The organism is Streptomyces sp. NPDC050988 (genome assembly GCF_044456225.1).
Lineage (GTDB): Bacteria > Actinomycetota > Actinomycetes > Streptomycetales > Streptomycetaceae > Streptomyces.
The window spans coordinates 323,336-346,460 of the sequence record NZ_JBITFQ010000001.1 but is presented as its reverse complement, the minus strand read 5'-3'; the positions used below and the strand labels follow the sequence as shown (position 1 = coordinate 346,460).

General features: G+C 71.0%; 15 protein-coding genes. 5 read left to right on the top strand and 10 right to left on the bottom strand.

What is annotated here, in order from left to right; translation table 11 throughout:
* The 4 genes from ACIBEI_RS01480 to ACIBEI_RS01465 all read right to left on the bottom strand — a co-directional run bounded on the left by ACIBEI_RS01480 (window position 1) and on the right by ACIBEI_RS01465 (window position 4,149).
* Entirely contained in the window at window positions 1–879 is an 879-nt protein-coding gene (locus ACIBEI_RS01480; protein ID WP_398883907.1) for a carbohydrate ABC transporter permease, read from the bottom strand.
* Complete coding sequence (locus ACIBEI_RS01475; protein ID WP_398883905.1) at window positions 876–1,856, bottom strand: carbohydrate ABC transporter permease; 981 nt, start codon at window positions 1,854–1,856, stop codon at window positions 876–878. Before ACIBEI_RS01475 ends, ACIBEI_RS01480 begins: the two co-directional genes overlap by 4 nt.
* Before the next feature lie 106 nt (window positions 1,857–1,962).
* Window positions 1,963–3,285 carry an ABC transporter substrate-binding protein gene (locus ACIBEI_RS01470; protein WP_398883903.1) on the bottom strand — a complete coding sequence of 441 codons (1,323 nt, stop codon included), beginning with the start codon at window positions 3,283–3,285 and terminating at the stop codon, window positions 1,963–1,965.
* A 12-nt stretch (window positions 3,286–3,297) separates the two neighbouring features.
* Window positions 3,298–4,149, bottom strand: coding sequence for an endo alpha-1,4 polygalactosaminidase (locus ACIBEI_RS01465; protein ID WP_398883901.1), 852 nt, complete (start codon window positions 4,147–4,149; stop codon window positions 3,298–3,300).
* 576 nt (window positions 4,150–4,725) lie between these two features.
* On the opposite strand from ACIBEI_RS01465, the gene ACIBEI_RS01460 reads away from it, so the two are divergent.
* Entirely contained in the window at window positions 4,726–5,742 is a 1,017-nt protein-coding gene (locus ACIBEI_RS01460; RefSeq protein WP_398883899.1) for an NAD(P)-dependent oxidoreductase, read from the top strand.
* Window positions 5,743–5,843: 101 nt separating this feature from the next.
* On the top strand, window positions 5,844–6,491 hold the full coding sequence (locus ACIBEI_RS01455; RefSeq protein ID WP_398883897.1) for an HAD-IA family hydrolase: 648 nt from the start codon (window positions 5,844–5,846) through the stop codon (window positions 6,489–6,491).
* 37 nt (window positions 6,492–6,528) lie between these two features.
* On the opposite strand, the gene ACIBEI_RS01450 is transcribed toward ACIBEI_RS01455, so the two are convergent.
* Entirely contained in the window at window positions 6,529–7,368 is an 840-nt protein-coding gene (locus tag ACIBEI_RS01450) for a phytanoyl-CoA dioxygenase family protein (protein WP_398883895.1), read from the bottom strand.
* Between the two features lie 64 nt (window positions 7,369–7,432).
* On the opposite strand from ACIBEI_RS01450, the gene ACIBEI_RS01445 reads away from it, so the two are divergent.
* Window positions 7,433–8,359 (top strand): helix-turn-helix domain-containing protein, encoded by a 927-nt coding sequence (locus ACIBEI_RS01445; RefSeq protein WP_398883893.1) that lies wholly within the window; start codon window positions 7,433–7,435, stop codon window positions 8,357–8,359.
* A 13-nt stretch (window positions 8,360–8,372) separates the two neighbouring features.
* Here ACIBEI_RS01445 and ACIBEI_RS01440 read toward each other — a convergent pair whose 3' ends face one another.
* The gene (locus ACIBEI_RS01440; protein WP_398883891.1) at window positions 8,373–10,271 is read right to left on the bottom strand and encodes a glycoside hydrolase family 9 protein; all 1,899 of its coding nucleotides are present in this window, start codon (window positions 10,269–10,271) and stop codon (window positions 8,373–8,375) included.
* Window positions 10,272–10,494: 223 nt separating this feature from the next.
* Window positions 10,495–11,751 carry an arsenic transporter gene (locus ACIBEI_RS01435; protein ID WP_398885055.1) on the bottom strand — a complete coding sequence of 419 codons (1,257 nt, stop codon included), beginning with the start codon at window positions 11,749–11,751 and terminating at the stop codon, window positions 10,495–10,497.
* A gap of 436 nt (window positions 11,752–12,187) precedes the next feature.
* Here ACIBEI_RS01435 and ACIBEI_RS01430 point away from each other — a divergent pair, with 436 nt between their 5' ends.
* Window positions 12,188–14,452 (top strand): ricin-type beta-trefoil lectin domain protein, encoded by a 2,265-nt coding sequence (locus ACIBEI_RS01430; RefSeq protein WP_398883889.1) that lies wholly within the window; start codon window positions 12,188–12,190, stop codon window positions 14,450–14,452.
* Window positions 14,453–14,490: 38 nt separating this feature from the next.
* On the opposite strand, the gene ACIBEI_RS01425 is transcribed toward ACIBEI_RS01430, so the two are convergent.
* Window positions 14,491–16,899 (bottom strand): SpoIIE family protein phosphatase, encoded by a 2,409-nt coding sequence (locus ACIBEI_RS01425; RefSeq protein WP_398883887.1) that lies wholly within the window; start codon window positions 16,897–16,899, stop codon window positions 14,491–14,493.
* 286 nt (window positions 16,900–17,185) lie between these two features.
* Here ACIBEI_RS01425 and ACIBEI_RS01420 point away from each other — a divergent pair, with 286 nt between their 5' ends.
* Window positions 17,186–20,239: a glycoside hydrolase family 2 TIM barrel-domain containing protein gene (locus ACIBEI_RS01420; RefSeq protein WP_398883886.1), complete on the top strand. Its 3,054-nt coding sequence runs from the start codon at window positions 17,186–17,188 to the stop codon at window positions 20,237–20,239.
* Here the strand turns inward: ACIBEI_RS01420 and ACIBEI_RS01415 are convergent.
* Both ACIBEI_RS01415 and sigJ read right to left on the bottom strand, forming a co-directional pair.
* Window positions 20,211–21,995 (bottom strand): cytochrome bc complex cytochrome b subunit, encoded by a 1,785-nt coding sequence (locus ACIBEI_RS01415; RefSeq protein ID WP_398883884.1) that lies wholly within the window; start codon window positions 21,993–21,995, stop codon window positions 20,211–20,213. The two genes, ACIBEI_RS01420 and ACIBEI_RS01415, sit on opposite strands and share 29 nt — an antisense overlap.
* A complete protein-coding gene (sigJ, locus tag ACIBEI_RS01410) occupies window positions 21,992–22,987 on the bottom strand; it encodes an RNA polymerase sigma factor SigJ (RefSeq protein ID WP_398883882.1) in 996 nt (331 codons plus the stop codon). The genes ACIBEI_RS01415 and sigJ overlap by 4 nt, the downstream gene beginning before the upstream one ends.
* Between the last annotated feature and the right edge of the window lie 138 nt (window positions 22,988–23,125).

The window sequence follows — 23,125 nt, the reverse complement described above, 5'->3', positions numbered from 1 at the left end:
CTACCCCTTCAGTCCGCTGGACGTGAGCGACTGGACGAACGTCTTCTGCGCCAGCAGGAACGCCACCAGCACCGGCAACACCGTGATGACGTTGCCCGCCATCACCGCGGACCACCGCGCGTGGTGCTGCCCCTGGAAGGTGGTCAGGCCCAACTGGAGCGTGTACTGGGTGTCGTGGTTGATCGCGATGAGCGGCCAGGACAGGTCGTTCCACGTGGTGAGGAACGTCAGCACCGCGACCGTCGCGAGGGCGGGCCGGGCCAGCGGCATGACGATCGAGAAGAGCACGCGCAGCCGCGAACACCCGTCGATCCAGGCGGCCTCCTCGATCTCCCTCGGCAGCGTCAGGAAGAACTGCCGGAACAGGAACACGGCGAACGGCGTCACCAGCGACGGCACGATCAGCGCACCCAGCGTGTCGATCAGACCGAGCCACTTCATCACCAGGAAGGTCGGGATCATCGTCAGCTGGAACGGAATGACCATGGTCGCCAGCATCAGCCCGAGCAGTACCCGCGACCCCGCGAACCGCATCCGCGCGAACGCGTAGCCGCCGAGCGACCCGAGCAGCAGGTTCGACACCACGGCGACCGACGCGACGATCAGCGAGTTCGCGAACCAGCGCGGGAACATCGCGTTGCCCAGCACATACCGGTAGCCGCCCAGATCGACGCCGTCGGGCCAGAGCGCCGGCGGAAACCGGTTGATCTCCGCGTTGGTCATCACCGAACTCAACAGCAGCCACACCAGCGGCAGCGCGAACGCCAGCGCCAGCGGGGCGAGCAGCAGATGCCAAGGGCTCGCTCTGCGCGAACTCGCCCTGCCCGCACTTCCCTTGAGCGCGGTTGCCTTGAGCGCACTCGTCGGACGCGTACTCATCGGAGGGCCCCTTCCACGACGCGCCCCTGCTGGCTCCGCACGACACGCAGCGCCACCCCCGCGACCAGCATGGCCAGCGCGAGGACGTACGCGGCCGCGGCCCCGTATCCGGCCGTGAACATCTGGAACGCCTGCTGCCAGACGAAGTACACGATCACGGTGGTCGAGCCGAGCGGGCCGCCCTTCGTGGTCACGTACACGAGGTCGAAGACCTGGAGCGCGGTGATCAACTGCCACAGCAGCAGGAAGACCGTCACGGGGGTGAGGGCAGGGAGGGTGATGTGCCGCAGTACGCGCCACCGGCCGGCCCCGTCGATGCGGGCGGCCTCGACGAGTTCGCGCGGTACGTCCTGCAGCGCGGCGAGATAGACGACCACGCAGAAGCCGACACCGCTCCACAGCGAGATCAGGACCAGCAGGTAGATGGCCTGGTCGGGATCGGTCAGGAAACCCTGCGGCGAGATGCCGAACTTGTGCAGCAGCGAGTTGGCCGCGCCGAACTCCGGATCGAGGATGAAGGAGAACAGCACGCCCTGCGCGGCCGCGGACACCACGAACGGGATGAAGAGCAGGGTCCGGTAGAGGCCGATGAACCGGATGCGCCGGTTCAGGGCGAGCGCGAGCGCCAGACCGCCGAGCAGGCTCAGCGGCACGAACAGCGCCGAGTACAGCAGCGTATTGCCCACCGCCGTATGGAAGTTGGGGTCCTGGGACAGCGCCCGGTAGTTGTCGAGGCCCACCCAGCGGCCCGGCGTGACCAGGTCGTCGGCGCGGAACGACAGCAGCAGCGACCAGACGACCGGGACGATGCCCAGGCCCAGGATGACGAGAACCGATGGGGCGATGAACGCCCAGGCGGTGGTCTTCTCCCGCCGGGCGCGCCGCCGCGCGCCGCGCCGTGAGACGGCCGGTGCCCGCGGCTGCGGCTGCGACTGCGACTGCGGTGCGAGGGTGATGGCGCGGGGCAGTGATGTCATGCGGCCTTCCTCCCTTGGTACAGCGCGGGATCAGCACAGGTCGAGCGGGATCCACGAGGGATCCGTGAGGGATCCGTGAGGCGTCCACGAGGATCCGTGAGAGTCGTCAGCGCGGGATGAGCAGCGCCGCGTCGGCCTTGTCGGCGCACCGGCGCAACGCCTTGGCGGGGGAGTCCCGGCCGAGCAGCACGGAGACGATCGCCTCGCCGAGGGCCTGGGAGATCTGCGGGTACGCGGCATGGACGGGCCGGACCCGGGCGGAGTCCAGCGCGCCGGTGAACACCGAGAGTCCCGTGGTCTCCCGGGAGTGCCTCCGCCACTGCGGGCGCCGCTCGGTCGCGGAACCGAGGGGCAGGCTCCCGGCCCGGATGTCCCACCGCGCGTCCTGCTCCGGCCGCATCATCCACTGGACGAACTCCACGGCGGCCCGCGAGCGCGCGGAGCCGTTGTCGAAGACCGTCCAGGTGTCGGGGCCCGAGATAGTCACGGGCCGCCCGCTGTAGGACGGCAGCGGTACGACGTCGTAGTCCACCTCGGCGTCCAGGATGTCCGGCAGCTGCCAGGGCCCGGTCGCCACCATCGCCATCCGGCCGCCCAGGAACACCTGGTACATCTGCTCGCCGCCGGGCTTCGGATCGACGTACACGCTCTTGTCCCGGACGAGTCGGCGGAGGGTGTCGAGCGCCCGGACGCCCTGGGCGGCGAAGCCGATGCTCCTGCCGTCGTCGGCGACGACGTCACCGCCCAGGTCCCAGATCATCGGCCACAGCCGCCAGACCGTGTCCTCGTCACCCGTGCCGGGCCAGCCCGTTCCGAAGACGCCCCGGCCGGAATCGGTCAACTTCCGTGCTACGTCGGTGAATTCGTCCCACGTCCAGCCCGCTTCGGGGAAGGGGACGCCGGCCTGCCGGAACAGTTTCTTGTTGTAGACGACGGCCAGCGAGTCGAGCAGCGCGGGCGCGGCCCGCACCTTGCCGTTGACAGTGACTGCCTCACGCACCGGCGCCCAGAAGCTGTTCCAGGCCGTTGGGCCGCCGCGCATCGCGTCGGTCAGGTCGACGACCCGGGGGCTGCGGGCGATGCTGGCGAGGTCGGAGCCGAAGACGTACGCGATGTCCGGATATGAGCCGGCGGCCAGGGCGGCCGTCACCTTCTGCAGCATCGCGTCGGAGACGACCCCGCCGCCACCGGCGTCCACCCGGATTTTCGGATGCGTCCGGTTGAACTCCGTGACCAGCGCCTGTATCGCGTCCTTGGCGATGTCGACCTGGCCGTGCCACAGCTCCACGGTCACTCTCCCGTCGGCATCCACGCCGTCGGACGCGCCCTGCGAACAGGCGCCCAGCAGCGGCGCGGCGGCGATCGCGGCAGCCCCTTTGAGCAGGCCGCGGCGCTCAACAGGGCACAACACACCTCTGGTTCGAGCCATCGGGAGCCTCCGTCAGCGGGTCTTGCGGACGTAGTCGGCGCTGTCCGGCGTCGACACCAGCACATCCCGGCGCACGATGCTCAGCCGGTCGCCGAAGCCCGAACGGGCCTTCCTGAAACCGTTGTCGGTGTACTCGATGACGACGACCCGGTCGTCGAACGCCTCGGCGTACTCACCGCACTCGTCGTACTCGCCGCACTCCTCCGCCACCGCGAAGTCGAGCCCCGTACGGCCTCGTTGACCGGCCAGCTCCACGGTGTTCTTCTGTCCGATGGCCAGGCCCCGGGAGTGCGCGTGGTCCGAGAGCAGCTTGATGAAGGCGGTGGCGTCGGCCGCGCTCAGCAGACCGCGGGAGCGGGTGAAGCTGTCGAAGTTGTCCGGCTCCACGGCGTCGTAGCCCTTGTCCGCGCAGCCGTCGATCCACTCGTTGATCCGGGCCGCGACGCGTTCGCGCTTGGCGGGCGTGCCGATGTCGAGCAGGGCCTCGTCCCAGTCGCCGTCGACGACTGCCTTGCCCTTGCCGTCGCGCAGCAACAGGTCGGCGGGCCAGTCGTCCCGTTCGTCCGGCTGGGCCTGGAACGCGTTGACGTAACAGATGTTGTAGAGGCCCCGGGCGGGTTCGGCCTCGCGGTCACGGGCGACGATACGGACGCCGGCGGGTGGCGGATAGGCGCCGCCGATCTGGTAGTCGAAGCCGACGTGCACGGGGGGCAGCCGAACGGCCTTCGGGCTCGGCTTCGGCTTCGTGGATTCGTCCGGGCCCTTGTCGTCCGGATCCGACGTACAGGAAGCCAGTGCCGCGAGGACGATCAGGGCGGCGGCCGCCCTGAACACTCCCACGCGGGCGCCACGCTTGACGGGCATGTCCGCTCCATCAATCGCGAGTACGTCCCCGCCTCGGACCCCGTGACGGTCCTGGCGACTTTGGCCGGACTGAGAACCTTGTCCGATACCGGCTGGGCGTACCTCTGTGTGCCGGGCCGCGGGCCTGGGCACGCCCTGGATCAAACCGTGCGAATTCCTGCGCGTCAAGTCCGCGCAGGTTTGTGGGGTGGCTCCGCCTGGGCCGGTGTGTTGTCGGCTGAGGGTGGGTGGGGGCTGGTCGCGCAGTTCCCCGCGCCCCCAGGAAGCGGGTGGCTTGAGATCGTTGTCCGCTGCCGGTCGTCGTGGGTTGCTCGCGCAGTTCCCCGCGCCCCTGGGTGGGTGGGCGTCGCGGTCGGTTGTCCGGGTGCGACGACCTGCCCCCGTCAGGGGCGCGGGGAACTGCGCGATCAGCCCCCACCCACCCGCACCCGACGACGATCCTTCTCAGAGCCCGGCGACGCAGGCGGTGGCTCACTGCCATGGTGCCGTGCGGGGAGCGCCGGGCTACCGTTTCCGGAGGCCGACGCCCGTTGCCGTACGGGCAGGGGCAGAACCGTGACGGAGGCAAGGAGAGCCGTGAGCACCCCGCACAAGCCGCTCGTGATCCTGCAAGCCGACCCGCACCCCAAGGAACGCATCTTCACCCCGGACGCACTGGCCCGGCTCGACGACCGCTTCACCGTCGTGGAACCGGACAGCGAGGAAGCTTTCGACAAGGCGCTGCCCGACGCGTTCGCCGTCGTCGGACAGCCCGACCTCCCGGCCGAACGCCTCGCCAGGGCAGGCGAGTTGAGGGCCCTGCTCAACGTCGAGGGCAACTTCTTCCCGAACGTCGACTACGAAGGGTGCTTCCGGCGCGGCATCCACGTCCTGGGCTGCGGACCGGCCTACGCCCAGGCCGTCGCCGAGTACGCCCTCGGGCTCGCGCTCGACCTCGCGCGCGGCATCAGCCGAGAGGACCGCGCCTTCCGCGCCGGACGCGAACGATATGTGTCCGACGGCAACACCGACGCCGTACTGCTGCGCGGCGCGGACGTAGGTCTGATCGGATTCGGGAACCTCGGCCGCAGCCTCCACCCGCTCCTGGCGCCCTTCCGTCCGACCCTCCGCGTCTACGACCCCTGGCTGCCGGACGCCGTCCTGCGCGAGCAGGGTCTCGTCCCGGCCGGCCTCGACGAGACCCTGACCCGCAGCCGGTTCGTCTTCGTCCTCGCGACCGTCACGGACGACAGCCGTCATCTGCTCGGCGAGCGTGAACTGGGACTGCTGCCCGACGGTGCCCGGCTCGTGCTGGTCAGCAGGGCGCCCGTCGTGGACTTCCCGGCGCTGCTCGCGCGGGTCGCCGAGGGCAGGCTGCTCGCGGGCATCGACGTCTGGCCCGACGAACCCGTCGCCGCCGACGAGCAGGCCCGCGAACTGGAGGGCCTGGTCCTCTCCGCCCATCGCGCCGGCGGCATCCCGGAGGCGTTCCTGACCATCGGCGACATGGTCGTCGACGACCTGACCCTGCTGGCCCAGGGGCTGCCGCCGGCCCGTATGCAGGCCGCCGCGCGCGAACTCGTCGGCCGCTACCGCAACCGTCCCGTCACCTGAGGGCCCGGCCATGTCTCGCTTTCCAGGCGGCCACACCGCCCCCGGGAGAGCGGATCGGCCGACGTGCCCTGCCCGGAACCGCCCCTGTGAGGTGCATTTCAGTGAACATCCCCTGCGAGGGCCTCCTGTTCGACAACGACGGCGTGCTGGTCGACTCCGACCTGGGCGTCGACCAGGCATGGAGCCAGTGGGCCCGCGCCCGCGGTCTGGCCGCCGACCGGGTCACCGCGATGGTGCACGGCCGGCGCTCCGCCGACACCGTCGCACTGCTCGTGCCCGACCCCGGGGAACGGCCCGCCGCCCTCGCCGAGATCGACCGCCTGGAGATCGAGGCGGCGGCCACCACGACCGCACTGCCCGGCGCCCTCGACCTGCTGACGAGCCTGCCGCAGGGCAGTTGGGCCGTGGTCACCTCCGGAGTGAACGCGCTCGCCCGGGCCCGTATCGCCGCCGCGGGACTGCCCCTGCCGCCCGTCCTCATCACAGCGGACGACGTCAGCCACGGCAAGCCCGCCCCGGACGGCTATCTGGCGGCCGCCGGGAAATTGGGCGCGGACCCGGCACGCACGGTCGTCTTCGAGGACAGCGCGGCCGGTGCGACGGCGGGGGCCGCGGCCGGGGCGTACGTCATCGGCGTCGGGCCGCGCGGTCTGGACACCGACGCCCCTGTCGTCGTACGGGATCTGCGCGGGGTGGCCTGGCACGACGGTGTACTCGACCTGGGCGCGGCGGAGTTGCTGCGCTCCTGAAGCGCGCGTCTGGCGGGGGCCGCGCCTGACCGGGGCTTCAGTGCGGGCCCGCCGGTTCGAACTCCGTGCCGCACGGGCCCGCGCCCTCGCTCTCACGCAGTGGCACCGGGTCCCCGCTCATCGTCAGAGTGGGGTAGAAGCGGCCGATGCGCTCGGCGGAGCGGCCGACGTAGTGCCCGATGTACGAGCGGCGGAAGCGGTCGGTGCTGTGGTTGGGCTGGGAGCCGTGCACCAGGCTGCCGTTGAAGAACAGGACGTCCCCCGGCTCCATGTCGACCGGAACGGGGGCCAGTCCGGGCGGCGGCGGGACGTACTCGCGGGCGAACGACACCCCCTCGTCGGCCTCTTCGGGGCAGAACACGTCCATGCGGTGGGTGCCCGGGACCACTTCGAGGCCGCCGTTCTCCCGGTCGATCACATCGCAGGCGACCCAGGCGGCCACACACGTGCCCGGCTCCACCCGCAGATAGAAGTTGTCCTGGTGCAGGGCCTGGCCACGGGCGCCCGGCGGCTTGAAGTAGAACATGCTCTGCGCCGCCAACACCTCCTCGCCCAGCAGCAGTTCGAGGATGACCCGCAGCCGGGGTTCGAGGAGATGGCGCAGTGCCAGGTCGTTGATGCGGTGCGGGTTCATGACCCGGGGGTAGACGTGCAGCGGGTCCGCGGGGCCGGTGGTCTCGGTCGCGCGGGGTTCGAAGTGTCCGGGAACCGGTCCGCGGGCGTGGAGTGCGGCGAACTCGGCGCACAGCGCGTCGATCTCGGCCGGGGCGAACAGCCCGCGCGCCACGGTGAAGCCGTCCTCCTCGAAGCGCCGCACGACGTCCTCGCCCGCGCCCCCGCCCGCCTCTGTCGTCGCGCCCCTGTCCGTGACTGTCATACGACCGTCCCTTCGCGTCGGTGTCCTGCATGCCCCACGCTAGGCAGAAGCGCCTTCCGGGAGGATGCCTGTGCGTGCTGTCCAGTTGCCCGAGCCTGCTGCCCCGTCCCCGCCGCCCGGCCTGGTGACGGTCGGCCGCTTCGACCAGCACCCCGGCTACAGCGTCAGCCGGCCGGGCGGCGCCGACAGCTGGCTCTTCGTCTGGACCACCGGCGGTGAGGGCCGCCTCGCCCAGGGCGCCGCGGAGACGGGGGCGAGCGCGGGAGACCTCGTCGTCCTCGGCCCGGACCTGCCCCACCACTACGCGGTCGCACCGGGGGCGAGGCACTGGGCGTTCTGGTGGGTGCACTGCCAGGCACGGCCGAACTGGACGGAGTGGCTGCGGCCGTACGCGCTCGGGGACCGGCTGTACGCCGTCGCACCGGTCCCGGACGGCGTACGGGGACGGCTGAACTCGGCGTTCCGGCGGATGCTCGCGGACGCCCGCTGGACCGGGTCGGGGCCTCCGCCCGAGGGAAAGTCAGAGGAAGCGCTCGACGGGGAGCCCGAGGACGCCCGGGTCGCCGTGGCCCATGGAACCGCCGCCCGCGAGCTCACCCTCTGCTCCCTGGAGTCCGCCGTCCTGCTCGCCACCGCCACGGCGCGCGGGGAACCCGACCGGTCCGGTCTCGACGCACGGATCCGGCAGGCCGAGGCCCTCATCGCGGCCGACCCGGGCGCCCCGCACACCGTGGAATCACTGGCTGCGGGGGTCTCGCTCTCGCCCTCCCGCTTCGCGCACCTCTTCACCCAGCAGCTCGGCCGGTCCCCGATGCGGGCACTGCTGGCCGCCCGGCTGCTGCACGCCGCGCGACTGCTGGAGGCCACCGACCTGCCGGTGGAACGGGTCGCCGCCGCCTCCGGCTTCGGCAGCCCCTTCCACTTCAACCGCGCTTTCCGGCAGCGCTACGGAGCCCCGCCCGGCGCGTACCGGGCCGGGCTCCGACGCTGACGACCGTCGTGATCTAGTCGCGCGGCGGGCAGCGCTCGGCGGCGAAGGCCGCCAACCAGGCCAGCGGGGCGTTCCAGTTGACCGTCACCTCGTTGGTGGAGTACGAGCCGATGTCGTCGATGTAGCAGGCCGCGGGGGAGCAGCCCGCCAGGTGCTCCTGCGCCACCGGGTCCTGCAGACCGCTGTTGGGACCGCCCGCGAGGGAGCCCGCCGGCGGGTTCGGCAGCGAGGCGTCGTACTGGTTCGCCCAGAACCGGTGGTGCTGGTTGCGGGCGTACGTGTCGCCGTAGCCGGTGACGTAGGAGAGGTCGAGGGTGTTGCGGCCCAGCAGGTAGTCCATCGACTCCAACACCCCGGCGCGGTACCGCTGTTGACCGGTCAGCGCGTAGGCGGTGGCCATGACGATCGCGTTGTTGGTGACCTGGCTGTTGGAGCCCCATACGTACCCGTTCGCGGGGATGGGCACCGCGTAGCCCTGGCCCGCCATCATGGCGAGGTGTCCGTCGGCCGCGGCCGTCACGGACGCGCGCACCCGCCTGATGTCGGAGGCGGGCAGCCCGTTCGGCACGGTCGCCAGGGTCAGCCGGCCGAGCGCCGCGGTGTCGGCCCAGTTGAAGCCGGTCGGCGTGAGCGCGCTCGACGAGGTGTGCCAGGGCGAGGACGTGACCGCGTCCCGGTAGGCACGCTCCCCGGTCGCCGCGTACAGCTCGGTCGCCGCCCAGTAGAAGTCGTCCGTGACCTGCGTGTCGTTGTAGGGGCCGCCGCCCGTGCTGTCCGATTCAGGGGCGTAGATCGCGGGGTTGGCCTTGGCCGCGGTCCACGCCGTGCGGGCCACGCTCAGACACCTCTTCGCGTACCTGGAGTCGTACGGCTTGAAGACTCGCGCGCACTGGGCCGCCGTGGCGGCGAGGTTGAGCGTGGCGGCGGTGGACGGGCGGTGCAACTCGCGTGGCTGGGCGTCGAGTTCGGGGCGGGTCGGGATGCCCGTCCAGGCCGCGTCGTGGATCTTGTGGAAGGCCATTCCGGCGTACGGTTTGCCCTCCGGCACCTGCATCCGCATCAGGAAGTCGAGTTCCCAGCGGGCCTCGTCCAGCACGTCCGGGAGGCCGTTGCCGCGCTCGGGTATCCGCAGGGTCGAGTCGCCGAGCGCGGACGCGTTGCCGGCCCGCTTGGCCCGAGCGAAGGAGTCGACGAGCGTCCAGACGGAGATCCCGCCGTTGACGACGTACTTGCCGTGGTCGCCCGCGTCGTACCAGCCGCCCCGCACGTCCTGGGTGTAGTCGCACACCCCGGCCTGACAGGGCACGTTCGTGTCGCCCTGGTTCGGCGCGACCCCGATGTGCGCGGCCGGGCGCGCGTAGGAGGGACCCACCAGCGAGGCCTCGATCGGCGTGCCGCTGCGCTGGTGGTAGAAGAACGCCATCGCGTCCGAGCGCAGGCTGTCGTACAGGTCCGCACGGATGTCGAAGGGCGCGCTGCTTCGCCCGTCGACCACCAGGACGAACCCCGAGCCCGTCTTCCGGTATGCCGAGAAGTCCGCGGTGTGGGTCGCCTCGCCCGAGGCCGTGTCCGCGCCGTGCACGACGGTCCGGCCGGAGGCGGCCATGGCGCCCGACGCCTTGCGCAGCTGCCAGGACAGCGGCCGGGCGGCCGAGGTGACCACCGTGGCCCGCTTGGGGCCGTCCGGCAGGTAGCCGGCCTGGTTGACGCGCACGGGCGTCGTCGCGGTGGCGGCCGGGTCCGCGGCGGACGGCGGTGCGGCCGACGGTGACCCGGCGGACGACAGCCCGGTCGCGCCGGGGGCGAGGGCCGTACCGCCCGAGAGCAGGGCCGCCGTCAGCAGGGCGGCCGTCGTGCGTTTTCTCGTACGGCGTCTTGTGGGGCGGCGGTGCACGTACGGGAACGTGAGCATGGAGCGCCTCCCGGTGCCTGGACTGGGTCCACGGATGCCGTCCCACGGGGACGACCAGAACGGTGGGAGCGCTCCCAAAACGGAGCATTGCATGGCCATGTCACAGCGTCAATGCTCCGCGCACGACCCGGCCGGGACGCGACGGCCAACCCGGTCGAGGTGGCCCGGTCGAGGTGAACCGGTCGAGGTGCACCGGTCGAGGCGCACCGGGGGCGTGCGCGCCTCAGCCTCCGAACACGCGCAGCGAGAGCCAGAGGGCCACGACGGCCGGGATCAGGGTGGCGGGCACGGTGATGAGGCCGAGGCGCGTGAACTCGCCGAGATCGACGTCGTGTTCGTGCTGATGCACGATGCGCCGCCACAAGAGCGTGGCCAGCGACCCGGCATAGGTGAGGTTGGGGCCGATGTTCACCCCGAGCAGTACGGCGAGGACCGGGCCGGGGCCCGCCACAGCGGCCAGGGGCAGCAGCACCAGGACGGCCGGCAGGTTGTTGATGAGGTTCGCCAGGACGGCGGCGAGGGTCGCGATGCCGAGCAGCGCCGGCAGGCTCGCCGAGTCCGGGACCAGATGGCCGAGCACGTCCGCGAGGCCGTTGTCGACCACGGCACGCACCACGATCCCGAGCGCCAGGACGAAGGCGAGGAAGGCCGGTGAGGTGGCGCGCACGACGGCGAGCGGTGTGGTGCGCCCGCGGACCAGTGCCCGGACGGCCAGGACGAGCGCCCCGGCCAGTGCCGCCCAGGCCGGTTCGATACCGAGCGCGGACGCCACGGCGAAGCCCGCGAGCGTACAGGCGACGGTGACCAGCGCGAACACGGGCAGCTCGACCGGTGCGGCCGTGGTCGGCTCCGGGGCCTCGCCCTTGAGGTCGTCGGCGAAGAAGCGCCGGAAGACCAGGTACTCGGCGGCGATGGCGACGGCCCACGCGGGCCCCATCAGCACGGCGAACCGGGTGAAGCTCAGCCCGCTGGCCGTGAACGCCAGCAGGTTGGTGAGGTTGGAGACGGGCAGCAGCAGCGAGGCCGTGTTCGACAGATGGGCGGTGGCGTACACGTGGGGCTTGGGGCGGGCGCCGAGCCGGGCCACGGTCGCGAACACCACCGGAGTGAGCAGGACGACGGTGGCGTCGAGGCTCAGCACGGCCGTGATCACCGAGGCGAGAAGGAAGTTGGCGGCCAGCAGTCGTTGCGGCCGCCCCTTGGACGTACGGGCCAGCCAGGCGCCGCACGCCTGGAAGAGCCCCTCGTCGTCGCAGAGTTTGGCCAGCACGAGCACCGCGGCCAGGAAGCCCACCACGGGTCCGAGCAGCTCGGCCTCGGCGCGTGCGTGGTCGAGCGTGATCGCGCCGGCCGCGATCACCAGGCCGGCGGCCGGGACCGCCACGGTGGCCTCCGGCAGGCCGAAGGGGCGGATCACGGCACAGGCCAGTACCGCCACGAGGAGAACGGCGGAAAGGGATGTGGCGAGTGCGGAACTCAGGGTTCGTCCTTCGGGAGTGATTGTCGATTTCGTTGAATCGAATCAGACGGCCTGTTGCGGAGGCGAACGGGGGTGTGCCGACGACTCCGCCGTCAAGCTCCTTCCTCTCCTTCCTTGCGTTCTTGGGTTGCATATTCCAACGAATTACCGGCAGCGGCCCCTTCTCCTCTGCTGCCAAAACGGTACTTACTTCGAGTAACTTGAGACCTTGCCATTCCGAATCGCATTGCTTCGGGCCGCTGTTGACGCTTTGTCTCCACCAAGGCGTCGCGGGGGAATGGGGGATTGGGAGCGTTCTCTTGTTCCGGGGCGTGCGTTGTGCAAAGGTGCACCCGTCAGCGTGCAGGAAAAATTCCGTACCCCTTGGTATGGACTATTTCTGCGGGGGCTTTGGAGGAAAGTGCACGTGAGCGACGCGACCCCGTCGAATTCCCCTGTGACCGGAAGCCTGTTCGATGCGACCGACGAACGGCTCACGGCGGACCTGAAGAGGGGCTCGGGCAAGACACCCGCCCAGTATCCCTCCGGGGAACTGCTCTCCCGGCACTGGGTGCCGGTCTTCTCGTACGCCAGGTTGTGTACGAACGGTGCGCAGTACGCCGGAATGCTCACCACCGCCGCATTCACCCGGCTCTTCGGGGAGTCGGTTCGGCGCACCGGACCGAAGTCGGCGTGGCGACCGCAACTCCTGGTGGCCGTGCGCCGAATAGCGGGCGAATGGGACGCGGACAAACGCCGGGACCTGCTCCATCCCGAGTTGCGGTCCGAACCGCACGACAAGGCACGGGCCGCGGACCGGCTTCTTCCGCCGGAGAACAGGCGGCTGGTGTCCCGCGCGTTCCATCGGCTGCCGGAGTCCGCCCGCTGCGTTCTGTGGCACGCGGAGGTGGAGGCCGAGGATCTCGCGGTACCGGCACGTCTGCTCGGAATCTCCGTGGAGGACGCTTCCGTCGCGCTGGACCGGGCGCGGGAACTGCTGCGCCAGAACTGCCTGGAGAACCATCGCGAACTCGCCCCCGACGAGGAGTGCCGCCGCTACAGCCGGCTGCTCGACGTCTCGCTGCGGCCCGGCGGCAGGATCTGCCCCGATCTGCGGGAGCACATGGCCGTCTGCCCGCACTGCCAGTCCACGGCCGGCCAGCTGGACCAGTCGGGCGGCCGTCTCGCCGCCCTGCTGGCCGAGGGGGTGCTCGGGTGGGCGGCCCAGCGGTATCTCGAGTCCAGGCCGGGGCGCCGGGTCCGGACGGAGGAGACACAGGCGGGTCCCGTGGTGTCGGTGGCTCCAGGCATGGACCCCCATCCGGGGATGGGCTCCTACCCGGCGGCCGCGGGATCCCAGCCGGGCACCGGGACCGGGCCCGCTCCGGATTTCGTCCCTCAGCAGGGTTCCGCCCCTCAGCCGGGCACCGGACATCCCTCGCAGCGCCCCTCGGACGCCGATCTCTTCTCGGACACCGATTCCGTCTGGGGGCCCAGTCCCCGGCAGGCCGCCGATGCCCCGGGCACCGGCACCGGCCCTCGTCCCGCCCCTCATCCGGGAGCCGGCGCCCACCCGGCCGCCGGCCCGGGAGCCGATCCCGGTCCGGGAACCGGGTCCCACCCGACCGCGAGCGGCCACACGAGTACGGGCCATGCCTCGGGTGCCGGCTCACACCGGGACACCGGTCGTCGTGCGGGCGCCGCCCTCCACAGCGCGGGTCCGCGCCACGCCGTACGGCTTCCGCCGCATGCGGACTCCCGCCCGGGGGAGCCCGGCAGGCGCTCCCCGCGCCGCCGCAACGTCGCCCTCGCCATCCTTGCCGTGAGCGGCTGCGTACTCGTCCCACTGGTCCTGTGGTCCGGCGGGGACAGCACGGGGCAGCCCTCCTCGTCGGATGCCGGAACGGCGTCGCAGGAGCCGGACACCAGGCCGACCAGAGTCGGCACCGGCGGTACGGAGACCGGCACCGTGAGCGGACGGCTCCGCAACGTCGCGAGCGGCGACTGCGTCGGGATCGCCGACGGCAAGGCCACCGCGGGCGTGGAGGCCGCCGTCGCCACCTGCAGTTCCTCGGAGCGGCAGCAGTGGGCGTACGAGAGCGACGGCCTGCTGCGCAGCCTGGCCGACAAGGACCTGTGCCTCGACTCCAGGCTCCCTTCCTCCGTCAGGCTGGGGCCGTGCGACGGCGACAAGGACGAGGTGTCCGTCCGCTACGACCTCACCCTTGAGGGAAACCTGGTGCCCCTGGGGCGCCCGAAGCTCGCGCTGGCACCCGTCTCGGGCGACGAGGCGACGGGCCTGGTCCTCAAGACCCGTAGCGAGGGCGAGGCCCAGCGCTGGGAGATCGACACCTCGGTCGACTCGCTCCAGATGGAGTGGATCACGTCGTACACGAACAGCGACCCGGCCGAGCCGACGCGCGATCCGGGCCCGGGGCCCACCCGTACACCGCCGCCCCCGCCCCCGAAGCCCGCGCCTTCCCAGACGCCCCCGCCGCCTCCGCCCCCGACGCCGGCCCCCGCTCCGAGCTGGGTGTGTTACGGCTACTACTGCTGGTACGACGGCGGGTCGGGCGGTGGCTATGGCGGCGGCAGCGGTTACGGAGGCGGTTACGGCGGTGGCTATGGAGGAGGCGGCTACGGCGGCGGATACGACGGGTACGGCGGGGGTGGTTACGGAGGCGGCGGCTACGACGGAGGAGGTGGCGGCGGCGGCCGGTGAGCCGACGGCTCGTCAGGCCACCTGAGGCTTCCGGCGTATCACTCCTCGCCGAGTGTCAGCTCCGCCCAGATCGTCTTGCCCTCGGGGGTGTGGCGGCTGCCCCAGCGCTCGGTGAGCTGGGCGACCAGGAGCAGACCGCGGCCACCCTCGTCGAAGACCTTGGCGCGACGCAGATGCGGGGCGGTGTGGCTGGCGTCCGACACCTCCACGATCAGCGTGGTGGCGTCGTGGATCAGCCGCAGCCGGATCGGACGCTCGCCGTACCGGATGGCGTTGGTGACGAGTTCGCTGACCACCAACTCGGTCGTGAACGCCGCCTCGCTCAGCTCCCAGGTCTCCAGCTGCTGGACGACCTGCTTGCGGATCGGGGCGACGAGGGCCGGATCGGCGGGGATGTCCCAGGTCGCCACCTGCGAGGTCGGCAGCCCCTTCGTCCGGGCGAGCAGCAGGGCCACGTCGTCGGGGGCGCCGGTCGCCGGGAGCAGCGACTGGAGGATGTCGTGGCAGGTCTCGTCGAGGGAGCCCGCACCACGTGCCAGTGCCCGGCACAGCACCGCTCGGCTCTCGTCCGGGTCACGGTCGCGGCTCTCGATCAGACCGTCGGTGTAGAGGGCGAGCACGGTGCCCTCGGGCAGCCGGAACTCGACCGACTCGAACGGCAGCCCGCCCAGGCCCAGCGGAGGCCCCGGCGGTACGTCGATCTCCTCGGGCGAGCCGTTCGGCCGCAGCATCAGCGGTGGCGGGTGGCCCGCCCGGGCGAGTGTGCAGACGCGGGTGACCGGGTCGTACACGGCGTACAGACAGGTGGCACCCACCTCGCCGGTCGTCCCCTCGGTGCCGGCCTCCGAGGAGAGCCGGACGACCAGGTCGTCGAGGTGGGTCAGCAGCTCGTCCGGTGCCAGGTCGATGTCGGCGAGGGTGCGCACGGCGGTCCGTAGCCGCCCCATCGTGGCGGACGCCTGCACCCCGTGACCGACGACGTCTCCGACGACCATCGCGACGCGCATCCCCGACAGCGGGATCACGTCGAACCAGTCACCGCCCACCCCGGCCCGTGCCGCGGGCAGATAGCGCGAGGCCGCCTCGACGGCGGCTGTCCGGGGGAGCATGCGGGGCAGCAGACTGCGCTGCAGGGCGATCGCGGTCTCGCGCTCGCGGGAGAAACGCCGGGCGTTGTCGATGCAGACGGCCGCCCTGGCCGTGACCTCCTCGGCCAGCAGGACGTCGTCGGCGGTGAAGGGGTCGGGGCGCCGGAACCGGGTGAAGACGGCGACGCCCAGCGTGGCACCGCGGGCCTGGATCGGGACGGACATCGTCGTGTGGATGCCGAGTTCCCTGACGCGCTCGCCGCGCACCGGGTCCCAGGCGAGCCAGTCCGCCAGTGTGCTCATGGGGTTCGTCGCCACGATGGGCCGACCGGCCACCAGGGAGTCGGCCTGGGGCGAGGACGCGGGGTAGACGTCGACCTGGCCCAGCTTGACCACGGCCTCCGGATTGCCGGGGTTCACCGACCGGTGCGCGGCGCGGCGCAGGCTCACGGGAGCGGAGAACGGGCCGGTGTACGGCTCGCCGCCGTGTTCCGGCGGGTCCACGAGATCGATGCTGACGAAGTCGGCGAGCGCGGGCACGCAGACATCGGCCAGCTCCTGGGCCGTACGGGTGACGTCGAGGGTGGAGCCGATGCGGATGCTCGCCTCGTTCACGATCTGGAGGCGCTCCCGGGCGAGGTACTGGTCGGTGAAGTCGTGGGCGGACAGACAGACGCCGAGCACCCGGCCCTCGGCGTCGGTCAGCGGTGCCATCCGCGCCAGCCAGGCCAGCGCGCCGTCCACCCTGCCGGTGCCCAGGGTCTGTACGTCCTTGCGCTGCCCGGTCAGGAGCACCTGGAGCATGGACGCCTCAAGCTCCTCGTTCTGCGGTCTGCCGCCGATCTCCGGGATGCGCAGCCCGCGGATACGTTCCTCCGGGAGGCCTATCGACTCGGCCATCACCGCGTTGACCCGCCGGAGCCGCAGCCGTTCGTCGAAGAGGGCGGTGGCGCAGGGTGACTGCTCCAGGAACATGGCGGAGAGCGAATCGGCCTCCGTCGGCGGCTCGCCGTTCTCCAGCGGGGTGACGACGAGCCAGTCGCTGCGGTCACCGAGCTCGGGGCTGCGCCGGTGCGCGAGCAGCCATACGTTCAGGATCCGGCCGTCCCGGTGGCGCAGCGCGAGTGTCTCGTTCCAGCGGTGGTCGGCCGACGGGGGAAGCAGGGCTCCCGCGTCCGGGGCCAGCAGGTTCGCGGCGGGCAGGCCCACGACCTCGGCGGGGGCATGGCCGAGCAGGCGCCGGGCGCCATCGTTCCACTCGACGAGGATGCCGTCGCCGTCGATGACGGCCCGCGCGGTGGCGGTCTCGTCGAACGGGTACCCCGGGCTGTCGCCCGGGGCTTCGCTGTGGCTCGTCATTGACGCCACTCCATATTGCGCACACTCACATTGAACCCTCCCCCAGCCGAAGCAGGGGGATTCCTGGCTCAGGAAGCCTCACCGGTCAGCGACCTGTGAGGTCTTACTCCCTCAGCACCAGCCGGGACGGAACCTGCCCGGTTGCCCGAAAGCATTGGTGTGCGCCGACTTGGTTCTCGCTCAGCGCATCGTGCGTGCTTGGTTCTCGCTACGCACAGTGGGCAGCCTACCCGATCGCGTAGGGGCCGATGCGACGCGCTGGAAAGGAAGCGCTACCGGAGGGGTGATGGTTACGTCCTCGCGGGCACCTCCGACGGACACCGCTCTCCGTGACCGGCCCGCCGCCGGAGGGCGGACCGTCCCGCTCCGCGACGGCTGGCGCTTCGCGCTCGTCGACCCGGCCGGACTCACCGACCCCACCGGCGCGTACGCCCGGGCCGCCGAGCCCGACTACGACGACTCGGCATGGCGGCGGGTCGCCGTACCGCACGACTGGAGCATCGGGCTCAGCCCCACCACGGACCACGGCACGACCAGCGGCACCGGATTCTTCCCCGGCGGCCTCGGCTGGTACCGCATCGCCTTCTCCCTCCCGAAGGCGTACGCGGACAAGCGGGTCTCCGTCGAGTTCGACGGCGTGTACATGGACTCGTCCGTGTACTGCAACGGGCAGCTCGTCGGTCAACACCCGTACGGCTACACGGGGTTCGCCCTCGATCTCACCGATCTGCTGCACACGGACGGCACCACCCCGAACGTCATCGCGGTCGAGGTCCGGAACCGGCTCCCCAGCAGCCGCTGGTACTCGGGCAGCGGAATCCACCGCGAGGCCCGGCTCGTCGTCACCGACCCGGTGCACGTCCAGCGGTGGGGCACACAGGTGACGACACCGGAGACCGGGAAGGACCGCGCGCTGGTACGGGCGCGGACGAGCGTCGTGAACGCGTCGGGCGAGGAGAGGCGGGCCGAGGTGAGATCGGCGGTCGTCGACCCGGACGGCCGTACGGTGGCGCGCGGGACGTCCACGGTCACGGTCGGCGCGGCCCCCGCGACCGTCACGCACGACCTCACCGTCCGAGGTCCGCGGATGTGGGACATCGACACGCCCGCGCTCTACACCCTGAGGACCGAGGTCCGAGTCGACGGCCGCACCGTCGACACCTACGAAACCCCCTTCGGTATCCGGCACTTCACCATCGATGCCGACAACGGCCTGACCCTGAACGGCCGTTACCTCAAGCTCCGGGGCGTCAACCTCCACCACGACCTGGGCGCCCTCGGCGCGGCCGTCGACGCGGACGCCGTGGAACGCCAGCTGAGGATCATGCGGAGCATGGGTGTCAACGCCCTGCGCACCTCGCACAACCCGCCCGCCCCCGAGGTGATCGCGGCCTGTGAGCGGCTCGGCATCGTGATGATGGTGGAGGCCTTCGACTGCTGGCGGCGCGGCAAGAACCGGTACGACTACGGGCGTTTCTTCGACGCGCACAGCGACGCCGACATCGCGGAGATGGTCCTGGCCGCCCGCAACTCGCCCGCCGTCATCATGTGGTCCATCGGCAACGAGATTCCCGACTCGACCTCGACGGCAGGCCTAGCCATGGCGGACCGGCTCATCGACGACGTACGGCGACTCGATCCGACCCGGCCGATCGTGATCGGCTCCGACAAGTACCGGAGCCTGCCGGCTGTCGGCTCGCCGGCCGATCTGATGCTCGCCAGGATCGACGGACTCGGCCTCAACTACAACACCGCCGCCTCGGTCGACGCCCTGCACGCCCGCTATCCGCGCCTCTTCCTCTTCGAGTCGGAGTCCTCGTCCGAGACCTCGACCCGAGGGGAGTACCAGGAGCCGGAGCGCCTCAACACGGGCGAGAACCACACCCCCGGCCGGCGCGCGACCTCGTCGTACGACAACAACCTCGCCTCCTGGACGATGAGTGGCGAGTACGGGCTGAAGAAGGACCGGGACCGGAAGTGGTTCACGGGCGAGTTCCTGTGGTCGGGGATCGACTACCTCGGCGAGCCGACGCCGTACGACGTCTTCCCGGTCAAGGCGTCCTTCTTCGGCGCGGTCGACACGGCCGGCTTCCCGAAGGACATGTACCACCTCTTCAAGAGCCAGTGGACCGAGAAGCCCATGGTCCATCTGCTCCCGATGAACTGGACCGACCACCGTCCGGGCGACGTGGTCGACGTGTGGGCGTACGCGAACGTCGACACGGTGGAACTCTTCCTCAATGGAAAGTCCCTCGGCACAAGGAAGTTCGACGAGAAGAAGACCACCGATGGGCGTACGTACCTGGAGACCACCGAGGCCACGGGTGACGACAAGACCGTCACCGGCGGTCCCTGGCCGGGGAGTTACACCAGCCCCAACGGCAGCGCGGGCAAGCTCCACCTCACCTGGAAGGTGCCGTTCGCGCCGGGCGAGCTGAAGGCGGTGGCCCGGCGGGACGGCAGGACCGTGGCCACCGATGTGCTGCGCACCGCGGGCAAACCGCACGCGCTGCGCCTCACGCCCGACCGCAAGTCCCTTGCCGCCGACGGCCGTTCACTGTGCTTCGTGACCGCGGAGGTGGTCGACGCCCGTGGGGTGGTGGTGCCCGGCGCCGACCATTCCATCGGGTTCGAGGTCGACGGCGGTTCATTGGCCGGCGTCGACAACGGGCGCGAGGAGAGCGCCGAGCGCTACCAGGCGAGCACCCGAACGGCCTTCCACGGCAAAGCCCTGGCGATCGTCCGCTCGGGCACCGAGGACGGAAGGCTCACGCTGCGGGCACGCTCGGCGGGACTGCGGACGGCGACCGCGACCGTACGTGCCACGGCCGCACGCCCGGAAGTCCGTACCCCGGCCGCCGACTTCGACCCCGACCCCGGACCGGGTGCTCCCGACTACCCGCTGGCGGACGCCAGTTACTCGGGCCGTCCGGACACCCTGCCCGCCGCGATGCTCGACGGCGACCCCGCCACCGCCTGGTCCAACGCGTTTCTCAAGGCGGCCACGGCCCTGCTGCCCGCCTTCGACGGCGCCCGCGAGGAGGACTGGGTGTCCGTCGACTGGGGCCGCGCCCGCGCCTTCGACCGGATCGAGGTCTCCTTCACGGTCGATGCCACGCACTCCCTGCCCGCCTCGGTGGAGGTCGCCGCCTGGGACGGGCGCCGCTATCGGCCGGTGCGGGGAGCCGACGTCGACTGGGCCACGGCGTCCGACGCGCCGACGGTGATCACCTTCGACGTGGCACGCGGCAGTCGGCTCAGGGTCACCATGAGGAGCCGCCATCCCGGCGAGGCCCGGGGCGCGCTGCGGATCAGCCGTCTGGAGGTCCCGCCTCGCTGACCTGACGTCCACTCACCTGATGTTCCCTCACCTGCTGTTCCTCCGGCCGCTGTTCGACGGCCGGGCGCTCAGCGGTCGGGTGCTCAGCGGCCGTGCGCTCGGCGTCTCGGTGTTCGGCAGCCGGCGGTTCGTCGGGCCGGTGGGCCTCGGCCTCCCGGTACTCCTCGGCCGTCGGCTTCGCCACCTGGGTACCTTCGCCGTACAGCGCGCGCGAGAGCCGGGCCCGCAGGCGCAGCATCGGCATCCGGCGGCTCGGGCTCGGCACGCCGTTCGTGTCCTCGGCCGGGCCGAGTTCGAGCGGCCGGGGCTGCTCGTGCTGGGTGAGGGTGTGCAACTCGGCGGGGGAGAGGGGGCGGTGCAGTTCGACGTACTCGCCGTGCGGGAGCCGTTTGATCACGCCGGTCTCGCGGCCGTGCAACACCAGTTCCCGGTCCCGGAGTTGGAGGGCCAGACAGATGCGCCGGGTCGCGACGAAGACGATCACCGGGACGACGAAGAGCGCGATCCGGACGGCCCAGGTGACCGTGTTGATCGACAGATGGAAGCGGGTGGCCACGATGTCGTTGCCGCCGCCCGCGAGCAGGATGAGGTAGATGCTGATCCACGCCGTGCCGATGGACGTACGGATCGGCCGGTTGCGCGGACGGTCCAGGAGATGGTGCTCGCGCTTGTCACCGGTGATCCAGGACTCCAGGAACGGATAGGCGCCGATGAAGATGAGCAGCAGCGGGAAGACGACGATCGGGATCAGCACGCCGAGGACCAGCGTGTGTCCGGCGATGTTGATCTCCCAGCCGGGCATGATGCGCACCAGGCCCTCCGCGAAGCCCAGATACCAGTCCGGCTGGGCTCCCGTGGACACCTGGTCGGCGCGGTAGGGACCGTACGACCAGACCGGGTTGATCGACGCGACCGCCGAGATGAGCGCGATCACCCCGAACACCAGGAAGAAGAAGCCGCCCGCCTTCGCCATGTAGATGGGCATGAACGGCGCGCCCACGACGTTCCGTTCGGTCTTCCCGGGGCCGGGGAACTGGGTGTGCTTGTGGTAGACGACGAGGATCAGATGCGCGACCACCAGAGCCGCCATGATCCCGGGAATCACCAGAATGTGCAGCGAGTAGAAGCGCGCGATGATGTCGTGCCCGGGGAACTCGCCGCCGAAGAGGAAGAACGACAGATACGTTCCGACGATCGGCACGGACAGGATCGCGCCGTCCACGAACCGCATTCCGGTGCCGGACAGCAGATCGTCCGGCAGTGAGTAGCCGAAGAGGCCCTCGAAGAGTCCGAGGAACAACAGCGTCCAGCCGAAGAGCCAGTTGACCTCACGGGGCTTGCGGAACGAGCCCGTGAAGAAGTGCCGCATCATGTGCATGAGCATCCCGGCGATGAAGATCAGCGCCGCCCAGTGGTGGATCTGCCGGATCAGCAGACCGCCCCGCACGTCGAAGCTGATGTCCAGCGTCGAGGCGTACGCCTCCGACATCCTGACGCCGTTCAGCGGGACGTAACTGCCGTGGTAGGTCACCTCGTTCATCGACGGATGGAAGAACAGCGTCAGATAGACGCCGGTCAGGATCAGGATGACGAAGCTGTAGAGGCAGATCTCCCCGAGCAGGAACGACCAGTGGTCCGGGAAGACCTTGCGCAGGTATTTCCTGCCGAGGCTGTGGGTGCCGAGGCGGCCGTCGAACCAGTCGGCGACGCGCTGACCGGAGGACTCCTTCGCCGCCTGCCGTTCGGTGGTGGTCACGCGGTCCCCTCCTTCTCGTCGTCCTTCTCGTCCATCTCGTCCGTCTCGGCCAGGTGCACGTGCGTGAGCTTTTCGGGGTTGGAGACGATGTAGAGGCCGGACACCCGGTCGCCCTCCGGGGTGAGGTCCATGACCATCACCGCGTACGGGGAGTCGCCCGCGAACAGCACCGCGGCGTCGTCGCCGTTGACGCGCCGGTAGCGGATGTCCAGCGCGGGCACGCCGCCCCGTGAGGCGTAGGAGGCGATGAGGCGGATCGCCTTGTCCCGTCCGTGAATCGGCCGCAGCCCCGCCGGGCGCCGTTTGCCGCCGCCGTCGGTCCACATCGTCACGTCCGGCGCGAGGATCTCCATCAGGGCGCCGATGTCCCCGCCGAGCGCGGCCTCGACGAAGCGCTCGGTCGCCTCCCTTCGCACCCGCGGATGCGCCTCGTACAGCGGACGGCGGGCGTGCACGTGCCGGCGGGCGCGGTGCGCGAGCTGGCGGACGGCCGCGGGGCTGCGGTCGATGACCTCGGCGATCTCGGTGTGGGCGTAGCCGAACACCTCGCCCAGGACGAACACCGCCCGCTCCAGCGGGGACAGCGACTCCAGGACGACGAGCATCGCCATCGACACGGACTCGCCGCGCAGCACGCGGTCGGCGGCGTCCGCGGACACCGCCCCGGCCTCGGCGGTCCCGGCCACGAGCGGCTCGGGCAGCCAGGGCCCGACGTACGTCTCGCGTCGGCGGCTGATCGCGGCCCGTCGTTTCAGCGCGTGGTTCACCGCTATGCGCACGAGATACGCGCGAGGGTTGTCGATCTCCTGGTCCGGCGCCCGGTCGCGGCTGCCGGTCCAGGACAGCCAGGTGTCCTGGAGTACGTCCTCGGTGTCCGCGACGCCGCCCAGCATGTTGTAGACGATCGCGAACAACAGCTCGCGGTGGTCGATGAACAGCCGGGTCGCCGTGTTCAGTGTCTCGTCGGTCGCCGGTGCCGGACTCTCGGACATGCGTGTGCCTCCCGTGGCGCGCTCACCCATGCGAGGGCCGAGAGGGTCCGGAATGTGACAGACGGAGGCTGAAATGTGACGCAGGTCTCAGGCTCGTTGATTCGGGTTCGTGGGGGTCGTACTCGCCCGGTACCGTTG

Excerpts from the sequence above, each read along its gene's own strand:
- ACIBEI_RS01480 (WP_398883907.1), bottom strand. The coding sequence starts at position 879 with ATGAGTACGCGTCCGACGAGTGCGCTCAAGGCAACCGCGCTCAAGGGA.
- ACIBEI_RS01475 (WP_398883905.1), bottom strand. The coding sequence starts at position 1,856 with ATGACATCACTGCCCCGCGCCATCACCCTCGCACCGCAGTCGCAGTCG.
- ACIBEI_RS01470 (WP_398883903.1), bottom strand. The coding sequence starts at position 3,285 with ATGGCTCGAACCAGAGGTGTGTTGTGCCCTGTTGAGCGCCGCGGCCTG.
- ACIBEI_RS01465 (WP_398883901.1), bottom strand. The coding sequence starts at position 4,149 with ATGCCCGTCAAGCGTGGCGCCCGCGTGGGAGTGTTCAGGGCGGCCGCC.
- ACIBEI_RS01450 (WP_398883895.1), bottom strand. The coding sequence starts at position 7,368 with ATGACAGTCACGGACAGGGGCGCGACGACAGAGGCGGGCGGGGGCGCG.
- ACIBEI_RS01445 (WP_398883893.1), top strand. The coding sequence starts at position 7,433 with ATGCCTGTGCGTGCTGTCCAGTTGCCCGAGCCTGCTGCCCCGTCCCCG.
- ACIBEI_RS01440 (WP_398883891.1), bottom strand. The coding sequence starts at position 10,271 with ATGCTCACGTTCCCGTACGTGCACCGCCGCCCCACAAGACGCCGTACG.
- ACIBEI_RS01425 (WP_398883887.1), bottom strand. The coding sequence starts at position 16,899 with ATGACGAGCCACAGCGAAGCCCCGGGCGACAGCCCGGGGTACCCGTTC.
- ACIBEI_RS01420 (WP_398883886.1), top strand. The coding sequence starts at position 17,186 with ATGGTTACGTCCTCGCGGGCACCTCCGACGGACACCGCTCTCCGTGAC.
- sigJ (WP_398883882.1), bottom strand. The coding sequence starts at position 22,987 with ATGTCCGAGAGTCCGGCACCGGCGACCGACGAGACACTGAACACGGCG.